The organism is Flectobacillus sp. BAB-3569 (assembly GCF_002270355.1).
GTDB lineage: Bacteria > Bacteroidota > Bacteroidia > Cytophagales > Spirosomataceae > Flectobacillus > Flectobacillus roseus.
Genome location: NZ_NJFZ01000015.1, coordinates 46,117 through 64,821, shown reverse-complemented (window position 1 = coordinate 64,821; position 18,705 = coordinate 46,117). Strand labels below are relative to the sequence as shown.

Below are 18,705 nucleotides of genomic sequence, written 5' to 3'. Positions count from 1 at the left end.
GTTATGATTTTACGTAATGTTTTAGCACAAAGTCTCTAGCCTCTTCATTGGTTTTGGCGTGATAAATCGTAGCTCCTGAAAGTTTAGGAAAAAGTGTTTTGAAACACCCGAAATGATGCTCTGGTCCTTTTTTAGATAAGATTATATTAGAGCCTTTAAAACAACTTGCCAAGGCTGCTGTGCCTCCATGAATTGAAATAAACTTCTCACAATTGGCATACACAGATAGCTGGAAATGGTTGTAATTTCTCGCTTTAATTTTATTTTCTTTATACAAATCCTCCATCAAAACTACTTCAGGATGCGTTTCTGCCAACCATTCGTAGTCATTGAGTTCGTAAATATCGCTGGTGTCATTGGTAATATTCTGAGGGCGTGGGCGGTTGTAAAGAATGGTATAGTCTTTTTTCAGGTGACTAATCATAAAGTCCAAATCTTCGATACTATAAAAACTAATTGGAGGACCTCCCCATTCCATATTGTATCGATTGGCAATCATCAACATTGGCTTGTCATAGACGTAAACATCATTCTTAAAGTGCTCTTTATAAGGTACTTCAAGCCATTTCGTCATATCATAATCCTGACTATAGAGTACTCGTGGAAGTTCAAAATTATAATTACCCTCGTTGGTTCTCACATCAAAGACTTCTTCATGATGCGGAGAAAAGAAATACATTTCTTTCGTAAACAAAGCACCTTTGGTACTTTTTAAGGTACCATTTTTAAAATGCCAATAGGCAAATGGAATTGTAAATTCTAGTTCAGGGGCAAATTCTCCTTGAAACTCTATTTCTTTATATGGCTTTCTGAATACATAGTCCTGCAACACATACTTCCACTGCGTGAGCTGACACCGATATGTGTGACGGTAATAATATCTAACATATGGCGTCATTCGTCCGTGACGAAGTAAGACAATCAAGCTCAGAAATTTGTTAAGGATTTTTTCAAACATAAGTACATGGGTTGAAACAATATAAAGAATAGTTAGGTCGCTGCTTTCTTGAAATATCAATTTGTCCAGAAAAACACCTATCAAGGATTATGCCGAAAGAACAATTTCTTTTTTTAAATATAGAAATTAAATGATAAATAAAAAGCCACAAATGTCACTTTTTTAAGTTTATGCAAAAAATAACAGCCTTTTTAATTCAATTTTTAGCAAAAAGTATTCCAACATTCAAGTACACAAACGCTAAATTGTTTAAATGTATTCTTATTCCAACATTTAAGCTTTAATACCTTAACTTTACAGTTTTAACTAAGCTATATCTTGTAGCAGATTATATATTAACATTATGATTCGATTCAACAAACACAAACTCTATTCTCTCCTTACACTAACCTTAATAAGTTGGAGTACATGGGGACAAAAATCAAGTTTTGACCTAATTCCGCTAGGCGTAAAAGGTGGTACCGACGAAAGTAATATGTCGTGTTATATGCTCGGACCAAGTGGTTCGGAGCAATTTGTGGCCTTAGACGCTGGAACAGTTTACGCTGGTTTACAAAAAGCCGTAGAGAAAAAAACATTTACTTTATCGGCTTCGCAGGTGATGAGAAAATACATTAAAGGTTATTTTATTTCTCACCCACATCTCGACCATGTTTCTGGACTTATCATTAATTCTCCTGGCGACACTGCAAAGAGTATTTATGCTACACAAAAGTGCATGACTATTATGCAAGAAAACTATTTCAATGATAAAACTTGGGTAAATTTTGGCGATGCAGGTGTTGGTGTCCTTTTGAAAAAATACCATTATGCCACTTTACCACTCGAAACAGAGGAAAAGATTGCAGGAACAGACATGACAGTAAAAGCATTTTCCTTGAGTCATATAGAGCCTTTTGAGAGTACCGCATTCTTGATAAAACACCAAGATTCTTATGTTTTATATTTGGGAGATACAGGACCCGATGAATTAGAAAAAGCTGGAAAGTTGAAAAATCTTTGGAAAAACGTAGCCCCATTGATCAAAAACAAGCAATTGAAAGGAATCCTCATAGAGGTTTCGTTTCCCAACGAACAACCAAATCATCTACTGTTTGGTCACCTAACGCCACAATGGCTTATGAAAGAAATGAATATTTTGGCAGACCTTGCAGGAAAAGAAAATCTCAAAGGCCTAAATGTTGTTATTACGCATTTAAAGCCTCCAGCTGTGAACGAGCAAAAAATTATTGAACAGGTAAAAACGCAGAATCCACTAGGCTTAAATATCATTTTTCCACAACAAGGAGAAAAAATTAAATTATAGGAATGGGTTTCGGATTTTAGGATATATACCATCCATAGACTCACAATCCGATACAGAAAGCCCTACAGCCCCGACAGAGAAAAGCCTGATTATTATACTTTTGTAACAAATTCAAAAACTAAAATTCAATTCTTTATGAAAAATCTACTTGTAGGATATGCTTGTTTATCAATTATATCTGTTTGTTCTGGATTCTCCTGCAAAACTAATGGAGGATTAGAACCAACTACAGAAATTACTACCGCAGATACGCAACCAAAGATCAAAACTAATATCATTGTCAACGACAAGGATATTATCTGGGGAATGGACTTTCTTCCTAGTGGTGACTTACTTTTTACAGAGAAACAAGGTAAATTTTACCGCTATTCGGGAGGAAAAACGACCGAACTTTCGGGAGCGCCTACGGATGTATTTGTAAAAGGACAGGGTGGTTTATTAGACTTGAGAGTACACCCTCAATATGCCCAAAATGGTTGGATTTATGCGACTTATGTAAGCAAGGGTTCCGATAATGGCTCGCAATTAAATTTGATTCGTTTCAAACTCAGCGGTGATGCTATTACTGGTACTGAAACCATTTTTAGCACTCCTGCCACCAACACGATGTACAATCACTATGGTAGCCGCATCGAGTTTGACAATAAAGGATTTTTGTTTTTATCCATTGGTGAAGGTGGTGCAACAAGTTATGGTGGTGCCGAATCGCCAAACATGAATGCACAAAATATAACGATTCCTTGGGGAAAAGTTCACCGCATGACAGACGATGGTAAAGTTCCAAGCGACAACCCAATTTTAGAAGGAAACACTGCTCCTTCTACAGTTTACTCATTCGGTCACCGCAACCCACAAGGTTTGGCTTTTAATCCAACTACACAAGAAATTTGGGAATCAGAGCACGGTCCTCGTGGTGGCGACGAAGTGAATGTGATCCAAAAAGGCAAAAACTACGGTTGGCCTGTAGTATCTTATGGTATCAACTATGACGGAAAAACGATTTCTAAAGCTCCTGCAAAAGAGGGTGTCACACTTCCTCAACACCAATACACGCCATCTATCGGAACTTGTGGTATCGCATTTTTAACAAGCGATAAATACAAAGGTTGGAAAGGGAGCTTATTCGTTGGTGGTTTAGCTTACCAGTATTTGAGTCGTCTCGAAATCAAGGACGGAAAAGTAGTGAAAGAACAGAAATTATTGGAAAGTATCGGTCGTGTTCGTAACGTAAAACAAGGTCCTGATGGCTTAATATATATTTCTGTAGAAGGTCCAGGACGCATTATCCAGTTACTTCCTGAATAATTTCATCTCTAATTTAGTGAGTTGAGATTGAGGGAATGAGTGATTATTATCCTGAGATATAGTATAAAAAAAATGCGTTCGAAAAGCTCTTTTCGAACGCATTTTTTGATTAACTGTTATGATATTTCTAGCAAGGTATCCCAAAATACAGAATGACTTCTATTTGGGTATTTAACCATTTTCAAATCAACACACCTTCAAATTTTCAAATTACTTCGGTGCTACTTCTCCCAAATAAAAGCTTGGATGAGGCGGTTGGTTATAGCCTGAATTTTGCCAAGCAATAGCAACTCGATATTGAGCATCGTGCATCAAAGTTGGCATTTTATAAGTTGTTGGAATAGTAGTCGTAAAAATACGAAGAGCTGAGCTATCGCTTTTTTTCAATACTACCTCCTCACGCCAATCGCCAAACAAATCTGCTGAAACGGCAGGTGTTGCTTTTGTACCGTTGTTAGAAGAGCAGCCTTCGGCTGTGAATAGACGTACCAATTGTCCATTTTGATAATCCCATTTATCTACATGATTTCCGTCCAGTAACTCACGTGTTAAATCGCCATCCCACCAAACCGCAAAGTTCATAGAACGAGGTCTGGTAGCACTAATCTGATTTCCTTTACAGTCATAAAGCCCTCCTACCGAGCCCCAAACCTCGTATCCATAATGAGTAGGATCAATATCAGCCGCCATACAACGTCCAATATCCTTGCCTTCACCTGATACACCCCAAAGAGGTTTTCCTGATAAAGCTCCTCTAAATTCCATTCCATATTCTCCATACTTAGCAGGCTCTTCATGGCACTGCCAAAGCTCTAAGCCTTTTATGGTAGGGTCCATATCCGACACGTGCAGGGCATCGCCATGACCAAGGCCATTGGCGTAAAAGCTCTTACCATTAGAGGCAATAACCGATGACCCACTAATTACCTCTTGTTTACCATCACCATCCAAATCGGCAATACTCATCTGATGATTTCCCATACTTCTGTGGGCTTCATTTCCAGCATCGTTAGAGTCAAAATTCCAACGCATTTTGATTTTACCTTTCTCAAAATCCCAAGCAGTTCTAACCAATCGAGTATAATAGCCACGTCCTGTAATCAAACTTGGATGTTTGCCGTCGAGATACGCCACTGCTGAGATAAACCTATCTACTCGGTTGCCATATTTATCTCCCCAAGCTCCTACCTCGCCACGCTCAGGCGTGAATGGCACAGAATCAAGAATTTTCCCTGAGACTCCTTCAAAGACTGTCAAAAACTCAGGGCCATTTAAGATATATCCCGTTTCATTACGATAATCGGCTTTGGCATCTCCTATGATTTTCCCAAAAGCATCTGTCGTTCCATCCGCAGTTTTACAGGCAATTTCGGCTTTACCATCTCCATCAAAATCAAAAACCATAAACTGGGTATAGTGCGCCCCAGCACGAATATTTTTCCCTAAATCTACACGCCACAATTGCTTCCCATCCATACGATATGCGTCTAAGTAGACGTTTCCTGTATAACCTTTTTGAGAATTATCCTTGGCATTAGTCGGATCCCATTTCAAGACAATTTCATATTGTCCATCGCCGTCCAAATCTCCTACCGAACAATCCGAAGCCGTGTAAGTATAGGGCTTACCATCGGGGGTAGTACCTCCTTCTGGCATTTTAAGGGGTATTTCTATAAAGTTTTGAGATAAGACTTGGGTATAAATAGACTTTTGTTCTTTGCCATTGATAACAGCACAAAGACTGTATTCACTTGACTCGATTCCTGTGCTGTCTACCCAATTGGATACCCTTGTAATCGGACTGGTGTTTAATTTGGTTTTTCCTCCGTAAATATTAAAAGCCAAATTTTTGGCATCGGTACCAAGGATTCTCCAACTCAAAAAAACAGATTTTGGGTTGGTACGCACAGCGACCAAACCTCTATCCAAATTTTCGAGTTGATACTGAGCCATCACACCCGAAGATAGCAGCAAGCCCAAAGCAAAGGGCAATACTTTACTTACGATTTTTTCATGAAATAAATCAGGTTTATTGGTAAAGAAATTAGTGAATATTAGTAGTAAAATTTTAGCTCAAACGGAAAACGAAACAACTGGAGGTAGCATATTTCCCTCCTTGCATAGCGGTAAAAAGATGGGTAAGCTTGCCATTTTGCATCAGCAATTGAGGGCGTTCAAACCTGCCATAACGCTTAAGATGCGAAGGTGCTGGTGGTTCGGTAATATAGGCTTCCGCAGGAAAAAAAGATACGGTAGGTTCGCTCCACTTCTTTCCATTTTTCGACTCCATAAACAAGCCTACTTCATGGTTAAAATAGCCCATATCACGGGTAAGCATTTTGAATTTGCCTTTTTCCCAATACGTAAAAGCATCTTCAACTTGGGCATTATTGCCTTTTTTCGAAAAATCTACAATGGGATTACCTGCATACTTGGTGTAAGGTCCCATTAAATTTTTGGCAATTGCCAAACCGTATTTTCGATTACCTCGAATAGCGCCTTGAGCTTCTTGGTATTCTTTGGTATTCCAAGATTTGTAGTACAACCAATACTCACCATTCGGGTGTTTAATAAAAGAGGGGTTTGTGGTACAATGGTCATCCCAAGCGCCTTCGATACCCGCTTCCAACAGCGGTTTATCATAGCGAGTCCAAGGGCCATCGAGGCTTGGCGCTGTGGCAATACCAATACGCTTAGTATCTGTCTTACCGTTGGAATTACCCATGTAAAACAAACAATATTGGTTATCAATAAATTGAATATGAGGATTATGACAGGTAGTAGCATCCCAAAATCCTTCGCCTCTTGGAGCAAGAATAGTACCAGTGACTTTAAAGGGAGCCGTAGGAGAATCAGCAATAGCATGAGCAACTTCGGATTTATGAATCCAACCACCCATTTTGTATTTTTCAGGCCATCTTGAAAAGAAAACATGTACTTTCCCATCTGGAGCCATAATCGGCGAAGCACACCAAACGTAATAGCCTTCTATTTCCAATCGACGACCAACTGGTTCAAGGTGCTTGACAAAATCGGATAAAGGCAAAACCTTAGTTTTGGGTTTTCCAAAGCTAAATGTAGTCAATGGCAAGACTCCCAAAGAAGCCAAAAAGGTTCTTCTAGAAAGCATATTGTTTAGAGATAAATATCAATTTTTAGATCAGGAAATTGGTAGTTGTGAGTTAGGGTTGTATACTAGGATTATAAAAACTGATTATTTCGGATGTGGGATTTCGGAAGTATAAACTTCTATATTTTGTAAAAAAATAAAAGTATTTTACTCTATTTCCGAAATCAGAAATCCTAAATACCTAATTGTTGGAAACCCTCCGTACAGCTCTAACTCACAATTCTACACTCACGAATAACGCTATATAACCTAAAGATTGAATTGATATATTTCTACTAAGTAACGGCTCAAATAGAAGATTTTTTCAGAAAATAAATATCACAAAGGGTATCCTAATCGTGTTTCTGTGAACTCAATTTGTCGACAGGATAGCCTTTTGCTTTACATCTCGCAATAATGTCATCTAACTGTTTTTGAGGCATATTCTTTTTACGACTCATGATAAACAAAAATTTATACTCAGGATGTCCCACCACCACATAAGAATAATCTTCGGGAAGTTCGATAATCCAATAGTCCACTCGGTATGGCCATAGAAACTGCGCCTCTAATTTGGAGTTATTGGTGTTAGCTACAGGAAAAACTTTGGATTTTACGGAATGAACTTCTTCATCATTCCCCTTTTTGTAGGTAGTGACTACATCAAAGTAGCCCTTCGTATTGAGTGTATAATACCCAGTGGTTTCGCGGGTATTACGGTCAAACATGGTGGGTAAAGAATACAGTGAATACCAGACACCGCAATAGCGTCTCAAATCAACTTTCTCAACGGTGACATTCGGTACTAAATTAGTTTTCATTAAAAACAAAGTAAAGGCAAGTATGTATTTCATAAGTTTCTCGTTTTGGAAAAATACGAAAAACTCAGCCTTTTAGATTTTGTTTTTTTCAAAACCTCTTATCATTTATCAATTTTTTGAGACGAATATCACATTACTAATCAAAAAACTCATTATGAAAATTGACTAAAAACACCTCGTGAGTAGCACGCGTAATACCTGTATAAAGCCAACGAACAAAATCCTCATTGATTTGTTCATCAGTCAAATAGCCTTGTTCTACAAACACGGCATTCCACTGCCCACCTTGCGATTTGTGGCAAGTGAGCGCATAGGCAAACTTTACTTGCAGCGCATTGAGATAAGGGTCTTTACGAATTTCGGCAATACGATCTTTTTTGTTTGTAATATGCTCATAATCCAAGGCTACCGAGTCATACAGTGCCTTACTTTCGTCTTTATTCAGAGAGGGGTTATTGGAATACAGGGTAGTCAACAACACTTTTGCTTCGATTTCGGGATGGTCTTCATAATCGAGCAAACGAAGATATAAGGTTGCAAAACGGAAGCCGTGCATTTCTTCCACACCCCGAATTTTCATAACCTCCACAAAATCACCGTTAGCCAAAAAGCCCGCTGGAGAGTCATCCCCCAACCAATGATAATTATTTCGTACAATCATCAACAAATCTCCAACCGAAAGCTCATCATCCAAAGCAAAGATTTGTTGGCGAATATAGCGGTTATAAAGAACAGCAGTCTTGTTCGAGCGTGTCAGGATAATCGTATTTTCTCTCCCAAATTTTCGGTAAGCATAGTTAAGCCCATCCTCCAGCTTTTCGCCAGTCATTTTATAAAAATCTCGATATCCTTTAGTCACAAAAGAGATTTTGGGCTTATTCGTACTCAGAGTACTTCGGAGTTGGGTGGCATTATACAAAATCCCAGATTCGGCATCCTGACGCATTACCTCGGTAAGTTCTTGCTCCAAAACACCCAAGTGAAACTGTCCTTCCATATAAACTTTTTCAAGCGCAGGCGACATGAATTTTCCAACGGGAGGCAACTGTGCGGTATCCCCAACAAAAATAATTTTGTTCCCATTGTAATCTAACTCAGGATGCGTAAACACATATTCCATCAAATCGGTGAGTAAGCCTGCCGTACCAAACTCAGCATCGTCCGAAATCATGGACGATTCATCAATGATAAAAATGGTATTGGTGGCATAGTTATTTTGACGCTGAAACTCGAGGCTCCCTGTATATTGGTTGGCTACTTGTCGATAGATTTTTTTATGAATCGTCAAGGCCGTCTTTTTCGAATAATTGGACATCACCTTTGCCGCACGACCAGTGGGCGCCAGCAACACCGACTTATAACCAAACTTGGGCAATACTTTGATTATAGTCGAAATTACCGTGGTCTTTCCTGTACCAGCATATCCTTTTAACAAAAAACACAATGGGCCAAAATCGTCGGTATTGAGGATAAACTTTTCCATTTTCTGAAAAAGTTCAACCTGTCCAACGGTTGGTTCAAAGGGAAATTTTTGTCTTAATAAAAACGAAGGTGTTTTTTGTTCTTCTGCCACGGCAATTATTGAGTGAATTATGATTGAGTAATTGAATGAATGGTGTTTTTTCAAACCTTAAAGACTGATGGCAACCTCATGCGACAAATCTCTGAAAGTATTGATTAAACAGACTTTCTCAAAATGCTTCAGGTCTTCAATCCTTATCGCTTTTTCTTTTATTTGATGCGTATCCAACAAATATTGTCGTTTTGTACCTTTCAATAGTGGTGTGTTGGGCGTAAACCACTGTTTTCCATCCCAAAATGCCAAATTCGCAATAGTGGCATCTGAAACCCAACCATTTTGAGTAATAATCAACTCATCTGCCTCTGGGTTTTCTTGAAGTAATTGGGTAAAAGCATCTCTTTCCAACCATTTGATAGCATAGTCAATCGGTGGCGCTTCAACTACTTTAATACTTCGAATATTTTTCCATTGGTAGGGGATAAACTGTATTTCCTCGATTTCTTGTTGGTACACTACTCTACAACGCACAATGCCATTCTGATGTTCAGCTGGAACAACCAACGTTGAAGCTAAATCTATGACGTTATCACACTGCCAAAGTTGCTTTCGGGCGGCGTTCATACGTGCTTGATGATAAGATATTTGCAATATCTCACCATTTTGTATCTGTATAGTTTCTAAAATTCTCATATTCTTCTGTAAATTTAAACTACTTTTTTTAAATAGATATTCCAGATTTTGCATAAATAATTGATTCAGAAATGAAAACCTTAGATGATTTGCTAGTCTTGGGCGACCCTCGACTCTATGAGATTTGTCAAGAAGTGACCAAAGAAGAACTACCATTAGTGAAAGAATGGGTCGCCGACTTACATCATGTTATGCAGGAAATACGGGAAAAGTACAATTTTGGTAGGGCTATCGCAGCACCTCAGTTGGGCATTATGAAGAGAGTTATTTATATGAATATCGATAAACCTGTAGTGTTCATTAATCCAGTTTTAGAAAATCTCAGCGAAGAACAATTTGAGCTTTGGGATGATTGTATGAGCTTTCCTCGTCTTTTGGTCAAAGTAAAGCGTCACAAAAGCCTAACGATTCGTTATTTGGATGAAAATTGGCAAGAGCAAATTTGGGATATGCAAAATGATTTATCAGAACTTCTCCAACATGAATACGACCATTTGGATGGTATTTTGTGTACTATGCGAGCTATCGATAATAAGTCCTTTAAATGGAGATAGGTAGTAGTGCTGAATTATGAGTGATGAGTTTTGAGTGTTTTTTTTGATTACTAATGTTTTATCTCATAATTAATTCAACTTAATTCTGCAAGATTAAGTAATAGTGGCGAATTGTGAGTTGTCCTAGCCTAAAATGCTACATTCATAATCAAATAAATTTAATATTACTTTCGATGAAATATATTCTTTCTTTGCCCATTTTTAATCATACTACTCAAAACTTCAAGGCACTATTGATGTTGGCTTGGAGCTTTTTTCCTTTTATTACAATCTTACTTTTTGTTGATTCTCCATGGTTTGCCCAAAACATTTTTGACGGTAGGTATCTCGCTGATATACTGACGCTTTCATATTTTGGTTTACTATTTCATCACAGCGATGCGCATTTGCGAAAATTGCTTTTCGTGATGATTTTTTGTCATATTTAGGCGAGTTAATTTTCTGTAATGGTGCAGGAATGTATGATTATCGTACACCTTATGTGCCATTCTATGTCCCATTCGGTCATAGTATCGTATATGCCACGGGTTATATCTTCGCACACACCCAATGGGCAGCACGACATGACAAAGCGTTAAGACCTATTTTCATAGTCTTTTATGCAGTCGTTTTTTTACTCGTTGGATATTATTGGAACGACTATTTTTCATTGTTATTTGGGCTATTATTTTTTGTATTGGTCAGACGAAAAAGATGGCAAAATGTGTATTTTTTCATTGGGATAGCAGTTTTTACAACCGAACTCATCGGTACCTATTACAACTGCTGGATTTGGCGCCCCATTACCTACGGAGGATTAGCCACTGCCAACCCTCCATTAGGAGCGGTATTTTTTTATGGTGGAGGCGATGTACTTTTGGACAAAATTGTTTGGTATTATGAACGAAAAATACAGCCCGCTTTAACCTAAAATTGCTGATTTTCGATGGTTCTGAAGGTAAGATTAATTCTTGGCTTTTTTACTTTTTTAGTAGGTGGCAATCGGTGCATCCAAAACGTTTGAGTGGTATCTTTCATCACCAGTAAACTTCCATGTTCTAATAACATTTCCACTTTCTGGTCGGTATGCTTATGTTTGAAAGCAAATTTTCGTTCAGCGCCAAACGTAATTGAGCCAATAGCACCATTTCTTTTCAAATCGATTTCATCATCGCTATGCCAAGCCATGCCTTCGTCGCCAGAATGATAGAGATTGAGCAAACATGAATTAAATGTTTCACCCGTTGCCGTTTCGATTCTATTTTTGAGCGTCAATAATTCAGGAGTCCAAGTCAGAGCTTCTTTGGTAACTTTTGAGTACGTATATCGAAAAGGACTATCACCATACCATGCTACTTTTCGTTTGGTAATAATCTTTTTACCAAACATCATTGCTTCATCATTTCTCCAATCAATGGTATGCCAGAGCTCTTCGAAAAAGGTATTAGATTCCTCCTCCGAAAAAAGTTTACCATAATAGTTGACCACCCCATCTTGAGGAAGCCAATTGTACTGATAATCAGACTCATTATATAAAAAAAGACTCATGTAAGTTGTTGGTTTTATAAAGCAAATTTTATGAATAATCTTTGTCATCCTACCCGAAAATTGCTGAATTATTTTTCCTCCAATACCTAATTATAAGTATTTAAAGAAAATACATAATTTCTTGACTAACTAACAAAAATCATTTGCTTCTAATTATCTTTAAGTATAAATTTATATCCAATAAGATATTGCTTTCAGGCATCAGTTTGACGAGATTTGTAAAGAATTCAAAGGATAACTGAAGAATTTTCGCCATAAAATTTAAAATCTGTAATATTTTATTATTTTTCAACAGCTACATCATTTGAATTCCAATCAACTTTTCTTGCCACAATTTTAATTAGTCAAATTTCCTCTTCTTGCAAATTGCTAGGATAAAATCTATTGTAGGTATCGCCATTACCTTCTCATAGAGTTTATTTCTAGAAAAGAAAACCATAACATCATTTTATCACTGTACATCTCGCCTAGGTACTTATTAAATTGTCCGTTTTTAGAATATTTTAAAACCTTGTTTTTGACATTATTAAACATTCACCTTAGGCAATTAAAATGAAGAGAATTGTTTTAAGCTTCTACTTTCAAATTAGTTGCTTTCAAACACTTATGTATTAAATGGTTTATCTAAAAAAAAGTGATAATTATTCGATCTCGCCAACACTCGAACCTAGCGAAAATAATGGATGCGAGTACGTATTTGTAAAACAAAATAACTTATATGTAAAGATGCCGTATAAGAATTTAGTTTTTGCAAAAAGCTCAGGCAACTATGTAGAATTGATGACCAGTGGTCAGAAAAGGTACATGCTAAAAACAAGTATTCAACATATAGCAAACTCATTGAATGATGACAGAATTATACGAATTCATCGCTCCTATTTAATTAATATTGAACACCTTATTGAATTTAGTACTCAGGAGGTCACATTAAGTAATGGGTGCATTTTGCCAATAGGGAAACACTATCAAGAAAACTTTATTAGCCTTGTACTCAAGTGTCCAGTACTTATTTAAACCTTATTTTAAACTATTTTGATTTGATACTTTTTTCAATTTAACACACTATTTATACTTGACAAGTTAGAACACATGAAATCCGAACTATTAAACCTAGCTTTTCTCACTACGATTGTTCTCGTTGTGAGTATAATTATTGGTATGCTCTACTACTTTAAGATGAAAAGTAGAACCACTGTCAAAAATCAATGCCCTTGCTGTCATCAAAACTATGGACAGCGGATTCAAACCCCTTTTGTTTATGATGCCTTTCGCACAATATTAAGCATCCCTATAAAAACCTATAAATGTTTATCTTGTAACTCTATTTTTTTTGTAAAGTAAATATTAACGTATTATCAATAGGGTTAGAGATTGGGCTACAGGGTTATGTCCTGCTGTAGGATGTCAGCTCTTTGGATTCGATTTTTATTGGTCATAACTTGTGGGAATAATCAAACCCAAATTTTATGAAATCAATAGCTCAATTTTCTATTTACTGTTTTTTAACATTTATTATTACGCTCTCAACTGTATCTGCCCAATCCCCTAAAAAAACCTCTGGAAACCCCATTTTTGAAGGTTGGTATGCCGATCCCGAAGCGGTCATTTTGAATAAAGAATATTGGGTTTTCCCAACGTTTTCGGCCAAGTACAAAGACCAAATTTTCTTTGATGCCTTTTCATCTAAAGATTTGGTCAATTGGAAAAAATACCCTAGAATCTTAGACACCACTGCTATCAAATGGGCAAAAATGGCGATGTGGGCTCCTTCGATAGTAAAAAAAGGTAAGCAATATTTTTTGTTCTTTTCGGCAAATGATATTCAAAGTTCTGAGCGTAAAGGATTTGGAGCAAACAATCCAGACAAAGATGATAAGGTGGGCGGAATCGGTATTGCCGTAGCCTCTAAACCCGAAGGTCCTTACAAAGACTATCTTGGTAAACCTCTTATCAATCAATTTTACAATAAAGCGCAACCCATTGACCAAGCAGTTTTTCAAGATAAAGACGGACAATATTATATTATTTACGGCGGTTGGGGACACTGTAATATTGCCAAACTTAAACCTGACTTTTCAGGCTTGATGCCTCTAGAAAACGGTGAAATGGTTAAGGAAATCACCCCAAAAGGCTATGTAGAAGGCCCTATAATGTTTATCCGTAAAGGCAAATATTATTTGATGTGGTCGGAAGGTGGCTGGACTAATGGCACCTACAAAGTGGCTTACGGCGTAGCAGATTCTGTTTGGGGACCGTTTGAGAAAAAATCTACCATCTTGGTGGCAGATGAGAAAGTGGCAACGGGTGCAGGGCACCATTCGGTGATCAATACTCCCAAATCTGATGATTGGTACATTGTGTATCACCGTCGCCCTATTCCCAATCTCGACCGTGATCATCGTGTAGTATGTGTTGATCACTTGTACTTTAACGAAGACGGTACCATCAAAGATGTAAAAATGACCTTCGAAGGCGTTGAACCTAAGAAATTGAAGTAGGGATTTTTTTTATAAGGGAATTTAGTGAGTGAGTAATTGAGCGAATGAGTGATTATTTTAATCTACATTTTCTGGTTTAGACGCAATGCTTTGCTTCTAGAGATTAGTCAGCAGGAATTTTAGCAAAAAAAAGGCAGTTGAAATTAGTTTTTCGACCGCCTTTTTTGATTTACAACCATTAAATGCCTACCGTTTAAGCAACTTGTAATTCTTTGAACCTTTATTCCTAATAGGGTGCGACTTAAGTCGCACCCTATTAGGAATAACTGAGATAGGCTACTTTATCAATCTCAACAAGAGCAGGTCTTATTTTCAGATAATCTAAAAACTCAGGATGGCTTGTGTTAATATTTTATGACTTACATACAGCCAATATTAAAAGAGTGATATTTTCAAACAAATTAGACACTCTTCACTAATGCCTGACCCCTAATACCTCATGACAGCAACCTATCCCTCACCTCCATCAATGCATATCCCAATAGATTTTCGCCCTCCCACTCCATTGGATTTTCGACGTCTGGATGGTCAGAAGCCATGCCAATGCCCCAGATTGCATCTACAGGGCTGGCCTCCGCGATAACTCTGTTATTAGTAGTCAATAAAAATTCTTTTAAAGCGCTGTCTTGTGAAAATTTATAAAAATTACCCTCAACAACAATATCAAATTTATGAGTATCCCAAATCTTTGCATCAAAGTTTCTCACCAAGCGACCTAACTTTTTAGCTTCTGCGGGGCTTTTAGCTTTTAAGATTTTTTCGGCTGTATATTCATCTTGAAAAAGTCTGGCTTTATGTACCATCATCCAATGCTCGGCGGTTATAAAAATCTCTCTATTGACCTCAAATGGCGACTGCCACCATTGACTAAAACACGATTTAGAAAGACTTCCATCTTTTGAAGGTTGATGACCCCAGAAAAATAGATATTTGATTGGCTCTCCGTAGTTGTACTTTTCACAGAGCCATTGTTGATTGTATTTCATAGTTATCATTTTGGTTAGAAAATCAAAAATAGTAAAATTTAAGGAAAAACTATCAACAAAAAGAGAGGATAGACTCTCTCGAATCTATCCTCCTAATCTGTTTTTCAAAATAAAAAGCTTTCCAAAATTGTTAATTAACGCATTTCAGCAGCATAAATCCCTGAAGTTGCATCTTGTTTAAAAGATCTTGAAATCCAGCCTCCACCTACAACATCATCTCCTTCGTAAAACACCGCCGCTTGACCAGGAGCAATACCCGATACTGGTTGATGAAAGTCTACTCGGATTTTTTCTCCTTCTTGAATAATTTTCGCTGGTGTACCTTGATCTTTATAACGAACTTTGGTGATGGTTTCTAACGTATCTGGGATTGAGGCGTACTTCGACAAATTCAATTGTCCAACCCACATACCATCACGCTCCAAATCTTTGTCACGTCCCAAAACTACCTCGTTAGTTTCTTTACGAATTTCTGTCACAAAAGCTGGATAGCCTAATGCAATACCCAAACCTTTTCTTTGTCCGATGGTATAAAACGGATAGCCTTCATGTTTGCCAAGTACCTTACCGCTGGTATCCACAAAGTTTCCACCACGAACTTGATCTTCTAAACCTTCCACACGACGTTTTAAGAAGCCACGATAATCGTTATCTGGCACAAAGCAAATTTCATAACTTTCAGATTTGTTGACCAAATCCATAAAACCACGTTCTTTTGCCATTTCTCGAATGGTATTTTTGGTCAAATGTCCCAAAGGCAACTTGGTACGAGAAAGACTTTCTTGCGAAACACCCCACAACACATAACTTTGATCTTTCCAAGTATCAACACCCTTAGAAATCACAAAACGTGAATTTTCTTCACGAATATTGGCATAATGTCCTGTTGCAATAAACTCACAATCAAGCTTATCTGCACGACGCAGAAGCGCATCCCACTTGATATGCGTATTACACATCACACAAGGGTTTGGCGTGCGTCCTTCTAAGTATTCACCCGTAAAGTGATTAATCACATAGTCACCAAATTCTTCTCTAATATCAAGGATATAATGTGGGAAACCCAACTCTACAGCAATGTTACGGGCGTCGTTGATGGAGTCCAACGAGCAGCAACCTGTTTCTTTCTTGGTACCACCTGATGAGGCATAATCCCATGTTTTCATGGTCATACCTACTACTTCGTAACCTTGTTCGTGAAGCATTACCGCTGCCACCGAACTGTCGATACCGCCACTCATGGCGACTAAAATTCTTCCGTGTTTACTCATGTTTTCGGCGAGGATTCAAAGTCCTCCGTTGTTTCTAAATATGATTTTCGAATAGTGATTAGATAAGAGTTGTAAACCCAATAATGGTACTTATCAAAGATGAGTAACCTCTCCTAACCAAATATTCTTTTGCAAAAATACAATATTTTTCTAACACCACGGCTAGCTTTTTGGTTCTGAGTTGGTCAAATTGTACTTTTGCAAAAATTCAAGGGTAAACGTTTTGCTCTACAAGAAGAAAACAATTATGTTAAAAACTATCGTTAAGGTTTCGGAGGTAAATAATTTATCAGATGCTCGCTACTGTGCAGGAATGGGCGTTGAATATATTGGTTTTTCAATGGACAATGTTCCTTTTGAGAAATACAAAGAAATGAGAGGTTGGCTTGCAGGTGTTCAAATCGTGGGTGAGACCAGCTCGAATAATGCGTTGCATATTCAAGAAATGGTAAGCACTTTTTTACCAGATGCGATTCAAATTTCAGCTAATTCGGGCAGTGATTTGCCAGATTTGGATGCTTTGAAAGAGTTGAATTTACCCATTATTCTCAAAACTGATTTTGCAGAAGCTAATCTTCCAGCCTTATTTCAATCGACTGCGGGATATGTTACTTATTTTTTGTTAGAAAATTCTGATGAATTTACGCCAATAGATGCTATCACAAATCAAATCGAAACTTGGGCAGCGCAATATCCTATTCTTTTGGGTTTTGGCATTACAGAGGACAACGCCAATCAATTATTGGAAGAAGTAGGATTTAAAGGCTTGGCATTGAAGGGTGGAGAAGAAATTCGCCCGGGTTTTGCTAACATGGATGAGTTAATCAATATTTTGGAGGCACTAGATGATGATTTCTAGGCAAACAACAAAGGTTTTGAAATTTGAAAACACCGTACACATTTTCAAATTTCAAAACCTAACATTTAATTGCATTTAACAAAGCAGGAACACTTATGGGTTAGTAAGTAATATTTTCTGTGCGTATATTGCCTTACTACGAATCAAGCATATCAAAATTTTCTTACTTAGAAAACTTTTTTTCTTTGTGAGTGCTACTCACTGAATAGGAAAGGTAGAAACCAATTCCTAATAATACAAGGGCTAAGATAACTACTGACATTTTAGATAGGAGTGAAAAAGAGTGTGAAAAAATCTCTAATTTGATACAATGACAATTGTGAACAGGCTAACCCTAATCGAATTGTAATATTTATACGATTTTTCTATAACAAAGTAACAAAACACTCTTAAAAAAGCCTATATAAATTGTTGAATTTGAGTAAACGGCTCCTCACCTAACCAATTGATAATCAAACCATCTTTCTCCATTTTCCGAAAGTATGTCATTTGCCTTTTTGCAAATTGATGAATTGCTACATTCAATCGATCAAACATCGTCTGGTAGTCTATTGCACCTTGCAGATATTCCGTAATCCATTTATATTCCAAGCCATAAAATATCAATTTGTCAGGACTTACGCCTGTGTCGAGTAGTACTTTTACTTCTTCCACCATCCCTTGTTCAAAACGCTGTTGCAAGCGTCTAGTAATTTTTTCTCGACGTAATTCTACAGGTGGATTTAGTCCAAAAATGATGGAATTAATCGCTTGCTGCTGCGGTAATTCAAACTCAGGATGTGCCTGAAGATACGTTCCTATTTCAATGGCTCGGATGGTGCGTTTGTGCGTAGAGGTATCTGCTTTGGGCACCAAAGCAGACAATGATTCAAACCGTTTTAAGAGTTCTTCATGACTCAAAGGAAGTAAGGTAGCACGAAATGCTTCATCAATTGGCACAGCAGTATATTGAAAACCTTTTAAAACTGCTTCCAAATACAAGCCACTTCCTCCGCAAAGAATGGCAATTTTACCACGACTTCGGATATTGTTATATGCTTTTTGAAAATCCTGTTGAAATTGAAAAATATGATAGCTTTCACCAGCATCCACGATATCGATCAAATGATAGGGGATATTTTTATTGTATGTAGTATACTCATCCAAATCTTTTCCTGTTCCAAGATTCATTCCTCGATAAACTTGTCTTGAATCTGCACTAATAATTTCGGCATCGAGCAGGGAAGCTAATTGTACCGCCAGATGGGTTTTGCCAGAGGCAGTTGGTCCTAATATGGTGATTAGTTCATATTGCATAAA

17 protein-coding genes are annotated in these 18,705 nt (G+C 37.4%); 7 read left to right on the top strand and 10 right to left on the bottom strand.

From position 1 onward, the window contains the following. Position 1: 1 nt before the first annotated feature. The gene (locus tag BWI92_RS14330; RefSeq protein ID WP_176464430.1) at positions 2-958 is read right to left on the bottom strand and encodes a hypothetical protein; all 957 of its coding nucleotides are present in this window, start codon (positions 956-958) and stop codon (positions 2-4) included. 343 nt (positions 959-1,301) lie between these two features. On the opposite strand from BWI92_RS14330, the gene BWI92_RS14325 reads away from it, so the two are divergent. Further along, positions 1,302-2,264 carry an MBL fold metallo-hydrolase gene (locus BWI92_RS14325; protein WP_095163945.1) on the top strand — a complete coding sequence of 321 codons (963 nt, stop codon included), beginning with the start codon at positions 1,302-1,304 and terminating at the stop codon, positions 2,262-2,264. A 135-nt stretch (positions 2,265-2,399) separates the two neighbouring features. Continuing rightward, positions 2,400-3,569: a PQQ-dependent sugar dehydrogenase gene (locus BWI92_RS14320; RefSeq protein ID WP_095163944.1), complete on the top strand. Its 1,170-nt coding sequence runs from the start codon at positions 2,400-2,402 to the stop codon at positions 3,567-3,569. A gap of 210 nt (positions 3,570-3,779) precedes the next feature. On the opposite strand, the gene BWI92_RS14315 is transcribed toward BWI92_RS14320, so the two are convergent. The 5 genes from BWI92_RS14315 to BWI92_RS14295 form a co-directional block, all read right to left on the bottom strand. Next, complete coding sequence (locus BWI92_RS14315; RefSeq protein WP_229363126.1) at positions 3,780-5,549, bottom strand: rhamnogalacturonan lyase; 1,770 nt, start codon at positions 5,547-5,549, stop codon at positions 3,780-3,782. 88 nt (positions 5,550-5,637) lie between these two features. Beyond that, positions 5,638-6,699, bottom strand: coding sequence for a glycoside hydrolase family protein (locus BWI92_RS14310; RefSeq protein ID WP_095163943.1), 1,062 nt, complete (start codon positions 6,697-6,699; stop codon positions 5,638-5,640). A gap of 332 nt (positions 6,700-7,031) precedes the next feature. Continuing rightward, the gene (locus BWI92_RS14305) at positions 7,032-7,532 is read right to left on the bottom strand and encodes a lipocalin family protein (RefSeq protein ID WP_095163942.1); all 501 of its coding nucleotides are present in this window, start codon (positions 7,530-7,532) and stop codon (positions 7,032-7,034) included. Positions 7,533-7,635: 103 nt separating this feature from the next. After that, positions 7,636-9,072 (bottom strand): ATP-dependent RecD-like DNA helicase, encoded by a 1,437-nt coding sequence (locus BWI92_RS14300; RefSeq protein ID WP_095163941.1) that lies wholly within the window; start codon positions 9,070-9,072, stop codon positions 7,636-7,638. 57 nt (positions 9,073-9,129) lie between these two features. Next, complete coding sequence (locus BWI92_RS14295; RefSeq protein ID WP_176464429.1) at positions 9,130-9,711, bottom strand: aminotransferase class IV; 582 nt, start codon at positions 9,709-9,711, stop codon at positions 9,130-9,132. Between the two features lie 71 nt (positions 9,712-9,782). Here BWI92_RS14295 and BWI92_RS14290 point away from each other — a divergent pair, with 71 nt between their 5' ends. Both BWI92_RS14290 and BWI92_RS14280 read left to right on the top strand, forming a co-directional pair. Beyond that, the gene (locus BWI92_RS14290) at positions 9,783-10,265 is read left to right on the top strand and encodes a peptide deformylase (RefSeq protein WP_095164164.1); all 483 of its coding nucleotides are present in this window, start codon (positions 9,783-9,785) and stop codon (positions 10,263-10,265) included. 415 nt (positions 10,266-10,680) lie between these two features. Continuing rightward, positions 10,681-11,175 carry a hypothetical protein gene (locus BWI92_RS14280; protein WP_095163938.1) on the top strand — a complete coding sequence of 165 codons (495 nt, stop codon included), beginning with the start codon at positions 10,681-10,683 and terminating at the stop codon, positions 11,173-11,175. On the opposite strand, the gene BWI92_RS14275 is transcribed toward BWI92_RS14280, so the two are convergent. Then, positions 11,172-11,792 (bottom strand): alpha-ketoglutarate-dependent dioxygenase AlkB, encoded by a 621-nt coding sequence (locus BWI92_RS14275; RefSeq protein WP_095163937.1) that lies wholly within the window; start codon positions 11,790-11,792, stop codon positions 11,172-11,174. The two genes, BWI92_RS14280 and BWI92_RS14275, sit on opposite strands and share 4 nt — an antisense overlap. 615 nt (positions 11,793-12,407) lie before the next feature. Here BWI92_RS14275 and BWI92_RS28865 point away from each other — a divergent pair. After that, positions 12,408-12,806: a LytTR family DNA-binding domain-containing protein gene (locus BWI92_RS28865; RefSeq protein WP_095163936.1), complete on the top strand. Its 399-nt coding sequence runs from the start codon at positions 12,408-12,410 to the stop codon at positions 12,804-12,806. A gap of 452 nt (positions 12,807-13,258) precedes the next feature. Continuing rightward, positions 13,259-14,290: a glycoside hydrolase family 43 protein gene (locus tag BWI92_RS14265; protein WP_095163935.1), complete on the top strand. Its 1,032-nt coding sequence runs from the start codon at positions 13,259-13,261 to the stop codon at positions 14,288-14,290. Between the two features lie 437 nt (positions 14,291-14,727). On the opposite strand, the gene BWI92_RS14260 is transcribed toward BWI92_RS14265, so the two are convergent. Both BWI92_RS14260 and mnmA read right to left on the bottom strand, forming a co-directional pair. Then, entirely contained in the window at positions 14,728-15,276 is a 549-nt protein-coding gene (locus BWI92_RS14260) for an NADAR family protein (RefSeq protein ID WP_095163934.1), read from the bottom strand. Positions 15,277-15,410: 134 nt separating this feature from the next. After that, positions 15,411-16,547, bottom strand: a complete 1,137-nt coding sequence (mnmA, locus tag BWI92_RS14255) for a tRNA 2-thiouridine(34) synthase MnmA (RefSeq protein ID WP_095163933.1) — start codon at positions 16,545-16,547, stop codon at positions 15,411-15,413. Between the two features lie 247 nt (positions 16,548-16,794). Here mnmA and BWI92_RS14250 point away from each other — a divergent pair, with 247 nt between their 5' ends. Then, positions 16,795-17,406 carry an N-(5'-phosphoribosyl)anthranilate isomerase gene (locus tag BWI92_RS14250; RefSeq protein WP_095163932.1) on the top strand — a complete coding sequence of 204 codons (612 nt, stop codon included), beginning with the start codon at positions 16,795-16,797 and terminating at the stop codon, positions 17,404-17,406. A gap of 399 nt (positions 17,407-17,805) precedes the next feature. Here BWI92_RS14250 and miaA read toward each other — a convergent pair whose 3' ends face one another. After that, positions 17,806-18,702, bottom strand: a complete 897-nt coding sequence (gene miaA, locus BWI92_RS14245) for a tRNA (adenosine(37)-N6)-dimethylallyltransferase MiaA (RefSeq protein WP_095163931.1) — start codon at positions 18,700-18,702, stop codon at positions 17,806-17,808. Positions 18,703-18,705 lie beyond the last annotated feature (3 nt).